10 protein-coding genes are annotated in these 13,796 nt (G+C 62.6%); 7 read left to right on the top strand and 3 right to left on the bottom strand.

Annotated elements, in window-relative coordinates:
* Positions 1-168: 168 nt before the first annotated feature.
* The 6 genes from nrdF (at position 169) to Q0A15_RS00690 (ending at position 8,357) form a co-directional block, all read left to right on the top strand.
* Entirely contained in the window at positions 169-1,143 is a 975-nt protein-coding gene (gene nrdF, locus Q0A15_RS00715; protein WP_291277620.1) for a class 1b ribonucleoside-diphosphate reductase subunit beta, read from the top strand.
* 394 nt (positions 1,144-1,537) lie between these two features.
* Positions 1,538-1,774: an addiction module protein gene (locus Q0A15_RS00710; RefSeq protein WP_291277619.1), complete on the top strand. Its 237-nt coding sequence runs from the start codon at positions 1,538-1,540 to the stop codon at positions 1,772-1,774.
* A complete protein-coding gene (locus Q0A15_RS00705; RefSeq protein WP_291277618.1) occupies positions 1,771-2,088 on the top strand; it encodes a type II toxin-antitoxin system RelE/ParE family toxin in 318 nt (105 codons plus the stop codon). The genes Q0A15_RS00710 and Q0A15_RS00705 overlap by 4 nt, the downstream gene beginning before the upstream one ends.
* A gap of 307 nt (positions 2,089-2,395) precedes the next feature.
* A complete protein-coding gene (locus tag Q0A15_RS00700) occupies positions 2,396-2,638 on the top strand; it encodes a hypothetical protein (RefSeq protein WP_291277617.1) in 243 nt (80 codons plus the stop codon).
* A 51-nt stretch (positions 2,639-2,689) separates the two neighbouring features.
* Complete coding sequence (locus tag Q0A15_RS00695; protein ID WP_291277616.1) at positions 2,690-7,708, top strand: type ISP restriction/modification enzyme; 5,019 nt, start codon at positions 2,690-2,692, stop codon at positions 7,706-7,708.
* Between the two features lie 31 nt (positions 7,709-7,739).
* Positions 7,740-8,357 (top strand): hypothetical protein, encoded by a 618-nt coding sequence (locus tag Q0A15_RS00690; protein ID WP_291277615.1) that lies wholly within the window; start codon positions 7,740-7,742, stop codon positions 8,355-8,357.
* Between the two features lie 264 nt (positions 8,358-8,621).
* Here the strand turns inward: Q0A15_RS00690 and Q0A15_RS00685 are convergent, their stop codons facing one another.
* The 3 genes from Q0A15_RS00685 to Q0A15_RS00675 form a co-directional block, all read right to left on the bottom strand.
* Positions 8,622-9,692 (bottom strand): C39 family peptidase, encoded by a 1,071-nt coding sequence (locus tag Q0A15_RS00685; RefSeq protein WP_291277614.1) that lies wholly within the window; start codon positions 9,690-9,692, stop codon positions 8,622-8,624.
* A 96-nt stretch (positions 9,693-9,788) separates the two neighbouring features.
* Positions 9,789-11,051, bottom strand: a complete 1,263-nt coding sequence (locus Q0A15_RS00680) for an MFS transporter (protein WP_291277613.1) — start codon at positions 11,049-11,051, stop codon at positions 9,789-9,791.
* Positions 11,048-12,412: a glycoside hydrolase family 1 protein gene (locus tag Q0A15_RS00675; RefSeq protein WP_291277612.1), complete on the bottom strand. Its 1,365-nt coding sequence runs from the start codon at positions 12,410-12,412 to the stop codon at positions 11,048-11,050. Before Q0A15_RS00675 ends, Q0A15_RS00680 begins: the two co-directional genes overlap by 4 nt.
* 111 nt (positions 12,413-12,523) lie before the next feature.
* Here Q0A15_RS00675 and Q0A15_RS00670 point away from each other — a divergent pair, with 111 nt between their 5' ends.
* Positions 12,524-13,729: a DUF6361 family protein gene (locus Q0A15_RS00670; RefSeq protein WP_291277611.1), complete on the top strand. Its 1,206-nt coding sequence runs from the start codon at positions 12,524-12,526 to the stop codon at positions 13,727-13,729.
* Positions 13,730-13,796: the final 67 nt, after the last annotated feature.

Raw genomic sequence — 13,796 nt, 5'->3', positions numbered from 1 at the left:
CCCGCGGGCTATGGCTGCGGGTTCTTAAGTCTCTTATCTTCCATGCGGGTTGCGCCGTCCTGTAACGTTCCGGCGCAACCCCACCACACGACGTCGGGCATTGGCGTCAACGAACGAGCGTGAGAGACCCCAGGTGGCACCCGCACGGGGGAGAGGAAAGAGACGACGATGAGCGACGGCGTGAAGCTGCTCGGCAAGGTCGAGGCCATCAACTGGAACCGGATCCAGGACGAGAAGGACGTGGAGGTGTGGAACCGCCTAACGAACAACTTCTGGCTGCCTGAGAAGGTGCCGGTGTCCAACGACGTGCAGTCCTGGGCCACGCTGACGGAGGAGGAGAAACTCCTCACCATGCGCGTGTTCACCGGTCTCACGCTGCTGGACACCATCCAGGGCACCGTGGGCGCCGTGGCACTGATCCCGGATGCGATCACTCCCCACGAGGAGGCCGTGTACACCAACATCGCCTCCATGGAGTCGGTGCACGCGAAGTCCTACTCCTCGATCTTCTCCACGCTGGCCTCCACCAAGCAGATCGACGACGCCTTCCGCTGGTCGCTGGAGAACGAGCATCTGCAGCGCAAGGCCTCCATCGTCATGGACTACTACCACGGCTCCGATCCGTTGAAGAAGAAGGTGGCGTCCACGCTGCTGGAGTCCTTCCTCTTCTACTCGGGCTTCTACCTGCCCATGTACTGGTCCTCCCACGCCAAGCTGACCAACACCGCGGACATGATCCGGTTGATCATCCGTGACGAGGCCGTGCACGGCTACTACATCGGCTACAAGTTCCAGAAGGGCCTCGAGAAGGAGACCGCGGATCGTCAGGCCGAGTTGAAGGACTACACCTACGACCTGCTCTACGAGCTCTACGAGAATGAGGTGCAGTACACGCACTCGCTCTACGACGGAGTCGGACTGTCCGAGGACGTGAAGAAGTTCCTGCACTACAACGCCAACAAGGCGCTGATGAACCTGGGCTACGAGGCCATGTTCCCGTCCACCGTGACGAACGTGAACCCCGCCATCCTGTCCGCACTGTCCCCGAACGCCGACGAGAACCACGACTTCTTCTCTGGCTCCGGGTCCTCCTACGTGATCGGCAAGGCCGTGAACACTGAGGACGAGGACTGGGACTTCTGATGTAGGCACCTCTCACGAGAGATATCGAGGCCCGGACCCGCGCATTCGTAGAGATGTGCGGATCCGGGCCTTGTCGTATCGCTCCCCGCTTTGCCCAGTATTAGTCCCCACTTTCGATGGTGGGTGTGCTCCCCGGTTTCGCGCCCCAGCCGGGTTGTAACAGCGAATCTGCAAGTGACTGCATAGGTACCGGCATGAGAGAAGCGCATCAACTCCTGGACCTGACCCAACTGGGTGCACATCGGACGCGAGCCCCCACGTCGTCTGAATAGCCAAGCGAGAGCCGCGCTACGCACTGAGCGACATCAACGCTTGGCTCACCGAGGTCAACGCTAACATTACGGAGGCCAGCAGTGCCTAGGCCCGTGTTCTAGTTCGAAGTACACTTGGGGACATGACACCGAACACCGCAACCCTGATCCGAGACGCACTCGCGCTCGATGCTGATCAGCGCTCGGTCGTCGCCAACGTTCTCCTTGAAAGCCTTCACGACGAAGACGATACGAGCGAGGTCGATGAGGCCTGGCGTGCAGAAGCCATCCGCCGACTGGCGGAGGTGCGCAATGGCGCAGCCGAGCTGGTGGACGCTGACGAGCACTACGCACGTCTGCGCGCCTCACTCACCGCATGACCCTTCCGCAGCGGGAGCATCCCGAAGCCGTCGCCGAGTTCGACACAGCGGTGCGCTGGTACGAGGCGCAGGAGCCTGGGATCGGTCTGAGGCTCATCGACCGGGCAGAAAACGCTCGACAGGACATCACCGACTGGCCGAATGCTGCACCGCCCTTCACGACTGCTGACGATGGAACCGTGATCCGCAGCAAGGCTGTCCGCGGCTACCCCTACCGAATCGTCTACACCGTGGAACCAGACTCGATCCTGATCCTCGCCTACGCGCACGAAGGCCGCAAACCAGGCTACTGGCTCCACCGACGGGGCGACTGAGCAGCCCAGCCGCATCGCCGGAACCCGCACCGCTGTAAGCGCCACGGAGTCACCGCTGCACTGGAACTGCGCAAACGCGCACGTTCACAGGTGAGTGTGTTTGGGCGACCTCGGCTAGCTGCGTACCAGGAGAGGTCCAGAAGTGAAAGGCGCTCCGCGTTGCGGGAGCTGCATCGGAGCAGCCTCGAGTCGAAGGTCAAGGTGGGCCGCCGGGGAGACTTGCAGCGCAAGGCGGAATTGGAAGAGGAATGACGTTCGGCGCGTTTCTCGACACCAACGTTCTGTACGCGGCGGCGCTGAGATCGTCGTGACCTTCAACCTTAGGGACTTCCCGGATGCGTCCGTCACCGGGTTCGATCTCGAGGTCGTTCACCCCGACGATTTCTTGCTCGACCAACTTGACCTTCATCGTGCACCAACTCTGCGGGCGATCGTCGATCTTGCCGACGAGTATGACTCGCCTGCGATGACTGTCGACGGTTTTCTGCTGGCACTTGAACGCTCGGGGGTTCCGAGGTTCGCTGCAGCAGTGGGTGAACGCCTGGAGTGAGCAGCCCTGTCGTTGCGGTCCCAGATGCCAATCCACGGCTAATCTGTGAGGGTGAGCACTCAGACCTTCGCCGAAGTTTTCGACCGCCTGTATTTCGATCAGAGCAATAAGAGCGAACACGATAAGGGCGTGAAGTTCGAGCGGATGCTCAAGCGGTTCCTGCAGTTGGATCCCAAGTTCGCCGAAACGTTCTCCAAGGTTTGGCTCTGGGATGAGTGGCCCGGTCGTACCGGGAGGGACACCGGTGCGGATCTGGTGGCGCAGGATCGTGTCACGGGCGAGCTCACGGCCATCCAGGCGAAGTTCTATGACCCGTCCCGCCCGCTGCAAAAGTCTGCGGTGGACTCGTTCTTCACGCAGCTGGGCACCACGGACTTCTCCCAGGGGCTGATTGTTCACACGGCCGGCGGCATCTCCCCGAACCTGGATGCGGCATTGAAGGCTCAGACCAAGGAGACGCAGCTCTTCGGGTTGGAAGGTTTCGAGGACTCTTCCATCGACTGGTCGCTTTTCGATTTCGACAAGCCGGATGATCTGGCCAAGGCCCAGCACAAGCATCCCCGCCCGTACCAGCGGGAAGCCATCGAGGCCGTCAAGCAGGGCTTCGAGCTGCATGATCGGGGCAAGCTCATCATGGCGTGCGGCACGGGCAAGACGTTCACGTCCCTGCGCCTCGTGGAGGAGTTCGTCCCCAACGACGGCACGGTCCTCTTCCTGGTCCCGTCGATCGCGCTGCTTCAGCAGACCCTGAACGAATGGACGGCTCAGGCGGATGCGACCATCCGTCCGTTCGCCGTCTGCTCCGACACGTCCGTGGGGCGGAAGAACGCCAACGAGGACATGCGAGCCCACGAGCTCGGTTTCCCGGCGACCACGGATGCGGGCAAGTTGGTACAGCGTTTCCATCTGGCCAATCCGGGTCATGCCGTCAGCGCGGGCGAGGGCAAGACCATCAACGTGGTCTTCTCCACGTATCAGTCCATCGACGTCATTGCGGCCGCGCAAGGCGACGGCACCACGGAAGGCCTCCCGGACTTCGATCTCATCGTCTGCGATGAGGCCCACCGCACCACGGGTGCCACGATCGCTGGTGTGGACGAGTCCCACTTCGTCAAGGTCCACGACAACAAGACCATCCACGCGCGTAAGCGCCTGTACATGACCGCTACGCCGCGGATCTTCGGTGAGGATTCCAAAGCCAAAGCGGATCAGTCCGGCACGGTGCTCGCCTCCATGGACAACGAGGAGATGTACGGGCCGGAGTTCCATCACCTGGGCTTCGGGAAGGCCGTGGACCAGGGACATCTGGCCGATTACAAGGTGTTGATCCTGGCCGTGGATGAGTCCTCCATCGCCACCAGCTTCCAGTCCCTGCTGGCCGAGGACGGGGATATGAACCTGGACGACGTTGCCCGCATCGTGGGCTGCTGGAACGGGTTGTCCAAGCGCGGCGTGAACGGTCAGCGACTCTCGGTCACGGATACCGCACCCATGCATAGGGCGGTCGCGTTCACGCGCAACATCAAGGAGTCCCGGGCGCTGGCCGCGCAATTCGACCGGGTCAGCACCGAGCTCACCGTCAACCGCACCGATAGTGGGGCTGAGTCTATGCCCGACGACGCGGAGCGGTTTTCGCCGTCCACCCACCGGCCGGCGGCCCTGGACGCCGGCGCGGCCCAGTTGCGCATGCAGGCCGAACACGTGGACGGAACGTTCTCGGTGGCCGAGCGCGGAAAGAAGCTGCGCTGGCTGCAGGAAACCGTTCCGGCCACGGACGAGGGTGCGGAGACGTGCCGCATCCTGACGAACGCCAAGTGCCTTACCGAGGGCGTTGACGTCCCGAGCCTGGATGCCGTCCTCTTCCTGAATCCCCGCAATTCGCAGGTGGATGTGGTGCAGGCTGTGGGCCGCGTGATGCGCAAGTCCGCGACCACCAACAAGGAATACGGCTACATCATCCTGCCCATCGCCGTGCCCAGTGGCCAGGATCCAGAGACCGCGCTGAACGACAACAAGAAGTACAAGGTCATCTGGGATGTGCTGCAGGCGTTGCGTGCGCACGATGATCGCTTCGAGGCCATGATCAACAAACTCGACCTGGACCGGGCGTCGAATAAGACCATCGACGTCATCGGCGTGGGCGGCCAGGGCGAGACCTCCACGGGCAACCCCACCGACCCGTCGGGTTTCCAGGACTCTCTCTTCTCCCTGGCACGGGCCAAGGAGTGGGAAGATGCCATCTTCGCCCGCATGGTGAAGAAGGTAGGGGACAAGCGCTACTGGGAGGACTGGGCCGGGGACGTCAAGGAGATAGCCGACCGCCAGGTGACCCGCATCAACGCCATCCTCACCGGGGACGATCCACGACCGGCACAGGAATTCGCCGGCTTCCTGGAGGGGCTGCGCGGAAACCTCAATGACGGCATTTCTGAGTCCGATGCTGTGGACATGCTAGTGCAGCACCTGATCACCAAGCCTGTGTTTGACGCCCTCTTCGAGGACTACCAGTTCTCCCAGCACAACCCGGTCTCTCAGGTCATGGACTCCATGCTCAACGTCTTGGACTCCTACAACCTGGACTCAGAGACCGGCTCCTTGGAGGAGTTCTATCGCTCTGTGCGGATCCGCGCCGAGGGCATCGAGGACGCCGCGGGTAAGCAGAAGATCATCACTGAGCTCTACGAGCGCTTCTTCAAACTCGCCTTCCCCAAGACCGCCGAATCATTGGGCATCGTCTATACGCCGCTGCCGGTTGTGGACTTCATCCTCCGCGCCGTCAATGACGCCCTGACTGAACACTTCGGCGTCGGCCTCTCCGACGAAGGTGTCCACATCCTCGACCCCTTCACAGGCACCGGCACGTTCGTCACCCGGCTGCTGCAGTCCGGGCTCATCAAGCCAGAAGACCTGGCCCGCAAGTACGCCAACGAGTTGCACGCCAACGAAATCCTGCTGATGGCCTACTACATCGCCGCCATCAACATCGAAGCCACCTTCCACGGCCTCCAGATCGACGCCGAACGTGATCGCCGCGCCGCGGCGGGTGAGAAGTCCGTGCCCGACGACGTATTGGGCACCCAGGTCGGCTACGAACCCTTCAACGGCATCGTCCTCACCGACACTTTCCAGATGACCGAAGACGGCGACACCCTCGATGAGGCCGTGTTCACCAACAACAACGACCGTGTCGTGGAGCAGAACCGGCTCGACATCCGCGTGATCGTGGGTAACCCGCCCTACTCCGTCGGACAGACCAACGAGAACGACGGCAACGCCAATCTCCGGTATCCGACGCTGGACGCCACTATCGAGAACACCTACGCCAAGCAGTCTTCAGCGACGCTGAAAAGAAACCTCTACGACTCATACATTCGCGCCATCCGTTGGGCCTCCAACCGTGTCCTCTCCCAAGACCAGGGCGGCGTGGTCTGCTACGTCTCCAACGGCGGCTACATCGACTCCAACAACGCCGATGGACTGCGTAAGACCCTCACCGACGAGTTCCACGAGATCTATGTCTACAATCTGCGAGGCAATCAGCGGACGGCGGGGGAGCAGAGTCGCAAGGAGGGCGGGAAGATCTTCGACTCGGGCTCTCGTGCCACCGTGGCAATCCTGCTGCTTATCAAGAAGCCAGGCCCCGTTGACCAGTGCGCACTGCATTACAAGGACATCGGGGACTACCTGAACCGCGACACCAAACTCGACCGCGTCGGCGAAGCCACCCTCGCCAACCTGGACTGGGAAACCATTGCCCCCAACGAGGCCGGCGACTGGATCAACCAGCGCGACGCGAAATTTGATTCATACGCCCCAATTGGTGACAGGACGACTCAATCCGGTCACAGTGTGTTCCAGCTCTTCTCGACCGGCGTAGCCACAAGCAGGGATGCTTGGGTGTACAGCGCATCCTTAACAAGCGTGATCGCAGCGTCGAATCGGATGATCGACAACTACAACCGGGACATTGATGGTTGGATAACGGCCGGAACTCCCACACCTATCGATAAGTTCATTACAACGGATCCTGCTGCGATCAGTTGGTCGTCAGGTCTGAAGTCGTCATTCGCGAAAAAGACGCGAATTTCTAGCAGCGATACGTCAGTCCGAAGTTCTTTGTACCGCCCGTTTAACAAGCAGAATTTTGCCTTCAACCAGTTGATCGTGAGCAGATCGTCAGCGGTGTCCCGCTTCTATCCGATGGAAGATTCGACCAACATCGGCTTCTATCTGACGTCGCCCTCCACCCATTACCCAACTTTTGCAGTGCTCGCCACCGACGTCATTCCGGATCTGCACATGCTCGACACGGGCCAGTTCTTCGCCCGCTACTCCTACACCAAGACCGAGGTGGCCGCGGCTGGGACGTTGTTCGCGTCGTCGGGCATCGGGGCCGACGCCGGGACGGACGGAGGGGCCGAAGGTCCCGACGGGTACACGCGCGTGGACAACATCACCGATTGGGCGCACCAGGACTACAAGGCGACGTACGGAGACCAGGTCACCAAGGATGACGTGTTCTTCTACGTCTACGCGCTGCTTCACAGCCCCGAATACCGGACCAGGTATGCGGCGGACCTGAAGAAGCAGCTGCCACGCATCCCCAAGGTCGAGGGCCGCGAGCGCTTCGAGGCGTTTGTGACGGCGGGCCAGGAACTCTCGGCGCTGCACATCGGCTACGAGGACCTGGACCCGTACCCGATGACGGAAACGGTGCTGCCAAGCGCGCCGACGGATGAGTACGAGCGCTTCGCCGTGACGAAGATGAAGTACGGCGGCAAGTCCGGTGCGTGGGACAAGACCACGTTGAAGTACAACCGCTGGATCACGTTGACCGGGCTGCCGCTGGAGGCGCAGGAGTACATGCTGGGATCCCGCTCCGGCGTGGACTGGCTGGTGGAGCGTTATCAGGTGAAGACGGACAAGAAGTCGGGCATCGTCAACGACCCCAACGACTGGTCCCGCGAGCACGGGCAGCCGCGCTACATCATCGGCCTCATCGGCCGAGTGGTGGCCTTGTCCCTGCGCACCCAGGAAATTGTCAACGGCTTGCCATCACTGGGCGAGTGAACCTTGAGAGAGCAATAGAGGATTATCAGTAATGTCCAAGGGAGACGGGGTGCGCGAGCCCCTCTATATCCGTAGCAGGCGGGCTCGTTTTGCACTTATTATAATTGGATCGCTATTTACGGCGATTCCGATTGTGGCATATCTTGATATAAGATTGCAGCTTTTGGGAAAATTACCTAAAGTGATCGGGGATCATGATCTCATGTGGTCGATTTTTATCGTGGCCGGTGTTCTCATGATGCTGTCAGGCTCATTTGGTCGCCTATTCTCCTGGGGTGGGGTGGGGGTGATCGAGAGTGATGTGGTCCATTCTGAGTCGGCTGCGCCGGAATTGGCCAGCCATTCTGCTTTTGCGTCGCAAGATATTGTCTGGCCGGAAGGGGATCAAACGAAGTTCAACATAGTTGAGCGCGCCGACGCGGATGCGGCTTTCGTGGAAGTAGCTAAAGAATACTACGTAGATGTGCTTGGTGGAAAAGGAGACAACTTTGAAGCTGCTTTAAAACGCGTGTTCAAGAGTGCTATGGGTCGACCGAATTGGGTTTTCTATGTCGAAGAACCGGGCCGTAGTTCGCAGAAATATAGATTCATCTATGTCCCACACAATGGAAGAGGTGGGTCCGGTCCCTCGTGGCGTGGTGCTCGGTAGAGTGGGGACAGGGGGCCGGGGTGTTCCCCGCCCCCACTTTCATCGGGCACCTGCGGGCACTGATTTTCACTGAGATTCCGGGGAGGAACGGGCCATGACGGGCACTCAACTTTCCCGGATTGGGACTTCTGAGCCACACGCCCTGAACCGGCGTACACCAGGCCTAAGGCTTTACGGATCAAGGCAGCCGTGGCCCGGGGACTTGGTGGGCCTTCGTGCCGGTACGGCCCATCCGCGCCACGTCGAACCGGGACCGAACTGGAGTCAGCCGACCTGCCAGTACACGGCCCCGCCGCCCGCGTTCTGGTCGAACGGGTCCAAGGAGCGCCAGTTCCAGATGGTGTCCAGCGAGTAGCTGCGCTTGGTGCCGCCTAAGGGGTTGGTCACCGAGGTGGTCCGGCTGGTGGTGTAGCCGTTGAGCACCACCTCATGGGTGTACCCGGGGTTGATGATGGAGGACGGGCCGCGTTGGGCGGCCAGCACCGGCTTGTTCTTCAGTAGGGCTGCCTTGATCTGGGCCTTGGACTTCAGTGGGGTGACTTTCAGTCCGTAGGCTGCTCCGGCGGCGACGATGGACTTTCCGCCCGCTCCGGCCACGGTGCGGTTGAAGTCGCTCTTGGCGTGCATCGTCTTGCCGACGCTGAGCGGGGTGACGTTCTTCCCATAGGACTTGGCGACCATGGCGAACGAGGTCGGGACGCAGCCGGACGGGCCGAACTTGTACTTGCCGATCACCACGTTCTTCACACTCGCTGCGGTTTGCGAGTAGGTCGGGATCCCCGAGCGCCCGGGTGAGGACGTGGGCGACTGCGGCTTCGTGGTCGCGAGGTGGGCGTGCCAGATATAGGCGGCACCACCGGTATAGGTGGCCCGATACCAGCCCTCGCGGTTGGTCTTGTGCGTGATGCGCAGCCTGACGCCGGCGTTGAGGGTGCGCCGCTTTCCCCACGACGTCCCTGCCCCGTTGTACACGGGGGACGTGTGTTTGGTGTAGCGGATCTTGTCCTTGAAATCGATGGGACGGAACCCTGCCGCGCCCAGGTGGGACTTCCACACGTACCCCGCGCCGCCGTCATAACGGATCCGGTACCAGCCGCTGCGAGAGGTCTTGTGGGTGACCGCGACCCTGATTCCCGCGCTCAAACTTGTCTTCTGCCCCCACGACGCTGCAGCGCCGTGGTACACGGGCGTCGAATCCTTGAGCAGCTTGTAGTAGTCGACGACATCGACGTCGTCGAACTCCGGTCCGGCGGCTTGAGCCGGGGCGATGGCTCCGGCAGCGATCGTGGCCGCCAAGGCCGTAGCCGTCAGGGTCCTACGCAGTAGCGGTCGCATGTGGCTTGTCTTTCCTCGCGAGGGACAAAGTTCTTCTTCCAGCGTGCAACGGGCCGGCCAGGACAGCAGAGCCGAAGGCGACCGTTGACGTCAAGACTACTTGTTGGCCAAAGCGGTCAGGCCTGCACCGACCACCGACAGCACCGCAGCAGCGGCGAACACCAGCCAGAAGCCGCCCACCAGCGCCACCAGCCCTGCACCGATGACGGGCCCCAACAACTGCCCTAGCGCGGCGACCACGTTCACCACGCCGAGGTCGCGCGCATGGTCCCGCTCGCTGGGCAGTAGATCGGTGGCGAACGCGAGACCCACGGTCATGAAGGCGCCGTAGCCCACGCCCATCAACGCAGCCGCAATGAGCGTCGTGGTGAAGGTCGGCGACGCCACGATCACCACGCCGGAAAGCGCCTGGACCAGTGCGGCCGCGACGGTGAAGCCGCGGCGGCCACCGTGCCGATCAGTGATCACGCCGGCCACCACGGAGGCAGCCACCACGAACACCGTGTAGACCACGATGACCAGGAGCAGATTTCCCTCAGCTTCATCGTGTGGCTGCCCCAGGCCATACATCAGGAAGAAGAGGAAGAGCGCGGTCCCGAGCGCATTGCCGACGTTGACCACCAGACGGCCGATGAGCATCCACCTGAAATTCCGGTCATACAGAAAGGCGAGGCGGCGGGCACCGGAACCTCTGACGGCAAGCCCGGAGGAGCCCTCCACGAACCTCCGTCCGGACGGATCAGGCAACAACAGGGCGCACGCAGTACCGAGTACGGCCATGGAGATCGCCAGCACCAGGTACCCGTCAAGCACCCCCAATCCGGCCAACACCACGGTCCCGACGCCCACCACGATGCCGACCGCCTGCGCGGACGACGCGGCGGAGGAGGCCGCTCCGCGCTGTGAGACCGGCAACTGGTCGGCAATCATCGCGGTCAACGCGGCCGAGGCGATCGATACGCCGACCGACACGCCCACCCAAGCGGCGCCGATGGTCAGCGGGCCGGAGGCCAACCCCGTCAGAACCAGACACAGCGCGGTGAGCCACACGCCCGCGAGCGCGTACGGACGCCGTCGGGCACGGAGCCCGGTCTGCCGATCGGAGAGGGCACCGGCCAACGGCCCGGCGATCACGCCCGCCAGGCCGCCGACCCCGAGGACCAGGCCGGAGAACACGACGCCGTCCACCCAACCGCCGGCGGTCTCGGAGGTGTCCAGTTGCAGTGGCAACAACAGTTGCAGCGGCGTGAGCTGCACCGTCCAGATGAGCAGCCACGCGATGGTGAACAGCGCGAACCAGCGCCCGCCCACCTTCGGCCGGGCGGTGGTGCCATGTCCGACGGGTGGTGTCTGGCTCATGAGCGGGCCGCCGCGATGGTGCGGCGCAGCCATTCGAAGGACGCCTTCGGCGTCCTCTCTCCGGTCTCCATGTCCACGTGGGTCAGGCCGAAGCGCTGCGTATAACCGTCAGCCCATTCGAAATTGTCGATGAGGGCCCACACGGTGTACTCCTGGATGTCGACGCCCGCGGCCTGAGCCACGGCTACCGCCTCGATATGGCCCTTCAAGTATTCGATACGATCCACGTCGTTCACGACTTCACCGTCGGCAAGGGTGTCCGGCTCGGGGAACGATGCGCCGTTCTCGCTGATGATCACGGGAGGCAGATCGGGGTAGTTCCGCTCGAGATCCGTCAGCAGAGCGGTGAGGCTTTGGGGCACGATGGGCCATTCCTGGCCGAAACCGGTGGTGGGTGCGCCCGGGGTGGGAACCAGGTCGAAGGGGAGCGGATCACCCGGAGGCGCGGCGGTCACGGTGGTGGGGTTGTAGAAGTTCACGGCATAGAAGTCGCTGGAGTCCTTGATGAGTTCCAGGTCCCCAGGGTGTACCGGCATGGCAGGCAACCCGAGCTCCTCCAACTCCGGGTACCGGCCCAGCAGCAGCGGCTCGGCGAAGAGGCGGTTGTGGATCGTGTTGTACACGCCGGCCGCCATCAGGTCCTCGGGACTGTCGGTCAGTGGAAGCACGTGGGTGTGGTTGTTGGCCAGGCCCACCTGGTCGGCCCCGTTGGATCGCAACACCGGCGCGGCGAGTGCGTGGGCCAGCAGTTGATGATGGGCGGTCGGCAGTGCCCCGAAGAGTTCTTGCCTCCCCGGTGCCAGGTCGCCCAGGCCGTAGCCCTGCAGGGTTGTCATGGCCGGTTCGTTGATGGTGTACCAGTGCTTCACGCGGTCACCAAGGCGTTGGGCAACGACCTCTACGTAGTCGCGGAAGCGCTCTGCCGTGTCCCGATTGAGCCAGCCGCCCGCCGCCTCGAATCCGACCGGCAGGTCCCAGTGGTAGAGCGTGGGGAACGGGGTGACACCCGCGTCCAACAGGGAGTCGACGACGCGGTCGTAGTAGTCCAGCCCGTCCTGGCTGACGCCGGCGGGGGTGCCGTCCGGGAGGACGCGCACCCAGGAGATGCCGAACCGGTACCGGTCCAGTCCCAAATCCGCGGCCAGGGAGACGTCCTCCGGGAACCGGCGATAGCTGTCTGGCCCGGGTTCGGTGGTGGCGCCGTCCTTCACCTTGCCGGGAGTCTCCACCCAGTCGTCCCAGATGCTGCGTCCTCGTCCGCCTGCGGTGCGTGCGCCCTCGACTTGGAAGGCGGCGGATGCCGCCGACCAGCGGAGGTGGGGAAGTGGGTCAGGAAGTGTGATCTGGCTCTCAGTGGGCATGTCCGCAGCATAGCGGCCCGGTTCCCGGGGCATAAGCAGATCCTCGACGACCGTTCGGACCTGGGTATGTGACATGCTGGCCAACAAAGGTGGATTGGAGAAGAAGGCCGTATGACGTCGAAGATTGCTTGGTTGGATGCTTCCAGTGAAGAACAGCGCAGAATGCGGGACATCATCCGTTTGTTCAGTGATCGGGAAAGCCGCGACGAATTGGGACTGGGACAGGTCCGCGAGGCGCTGAGCGATGGTCTGTTCCCGGGGACGTCGACGCTGCACACGCGAGCCCGTTACCTGCTCTTTGTGCCATGGATCTACCAGGATGTTGCCGGGAGGTCCGATTCCGGACGGAGGGCTGACAATGCCGAACGCAAGCTGATTGAAGCGTTGAAGAAGGCTGGCGACACCCAAGGTCTGCTCGGTGCCCAGGCCGGAACGGGACTGAAAAATTTGCCGTCGTCCATTTATTGGTCAGCTCTTCGGCAGTACGGCATCCTGGCGAACCCTGGACTGAGCCGCAGCGAGGCCCTGCTTCGAGGAGCTGCCAACGGTCAGAGCTCAACCGGAGACGGGCTGAATGAGGAGACGCCGGTGTGGTCTCCCACGATCCCGGCCCAGCCCGATGAATTCCCACGTGACGTTCCGGGTGGCTTCGCGCTCCGGCCCGAGGAGGCCACCTGGCTGCGCGACCGGATTCTTGATACGGCGAAGGACACGTTGCTGGCTCACCTGGTGGTGGAACGGCCATCCCCCGACAGTAAGGCCCCTTGGGAAGACGAGAGCGCCCGCAGTGCTTGCCCGCCCGCCAGTGATCTACTCGACTTGGCCCACCGGTTCTCGACCGTGATGCATGGGGCCCAGCTGCTTTATAACCTGCTGCTTGCCGAGGAATACGAGAAGGCTGGGCTGGACCGAGTCTCCGATCCCGTGGACGGATATCGTCAAGAGTTGGCAACGTGGGCGGACCGGATGAATGCGGTGGACGGCTTCGACACCGGCGGCATTCGGCAACTCTTCTATCAGGCCGAGACGGTTCGTGGCGCACCTTTGAATCCCCTCACCACTCGTTTCGTCGGGGAGTGGATCGACGTGGTCAACGGCGCCGACCTGCGCCGAATGGCGGAACATGATGCGGCGCGTGACCTGATCACCAAACGTGAGCGTCGAAACAAGGGTGCGCTGGCACGGATCGGGCATCCGAAGCGCCTGCAGAACTGGACAGGAGGTTCCGGGTCGCGCCGGCTGACCTATCGCTGGGACACCGTGCTGGGCGTGCTGCTGGATATTCATACAGGGATGGAAGGTGCACAGGATGCTTGAACCGCAGACGCGTGCCGCACTCACCGAACAATTGGCGCCGCCCTACGGGTATGAACTCTCCTATGCC

The organism is Galactobacter sp. (assembly GCF_022712295.1).
Classification (GTDB): Bacteria; Actinomycetota; Actinomycetes; order Actinomycetales; family Micrococcaceae; genus Galactobacter.
The sequence above is the reverse complement of the archived record's forward strand: the minus strand, read 5'-3'. Positions and strand labels throughout refer to the sequence as shown.

Excerpts from the sequence above, each read along its gene's own strand:
- nrdF (WP_291277620.1), top strand. The coding sequence starts at position 169 with ATGAGCGACGGCGTGAAGCTGCTCGGCAAGGTCGAGGCCATCAACTGG.
- Q0A15_RS00710 (WP_291277619.1), top strand. The coding sequence starts at position 1,538 with ATGACACCGAACACCGCAACCCTGATCCGAGACGCACTCGCGCTCGAT.
- Q0A15_RS00705 (WP_291277618.1), top strand. The coding sequence starts at position 1,771 with ATGACCCTTCCGCAGCGGGAGCATCCCGAAGCCGTCGCCGAGTTCGAC.
- Q0A15_RS00690 (WP_291277615.1), top strand. The coding sequence starts at position 7,740 with ATGTCCAAGGGAGACGGGGTGCGCGAGCCCCTCTATATCCGTAGCAGG.
- Q0A15_RS00685 (WP_291277614.1), bottom strand. The coding sequence starts at position 9,692 with ATGCGACCGCTACTGCGTAGGACCCTGACGGCTACGGCCTTGGCGGCC.
- Q0A15_RS00680 (WP_291277613.1), bottom strand. The coding sequence starts at position 11,051 with ATGAGCCAGACACCACCCGTCGGACATGGCACCACCGCCCGGCCGAAG.
- Q0A15_RS00675 (WP_291277612.1), bottom strand. The coding sequence starts at position 12,412 with ATGCCCACTGAGAGCCAGATCACACTTCCTGACCCACTTCCCCACCTC.
- Q0A15_RS00670 (WP_291277611.1), top strand. The coding sequence starts at position 12,524 with ATGACGTCGAAGATTGCTTGGTTGGATGCTTCCAGTGAAGAACAGCGC.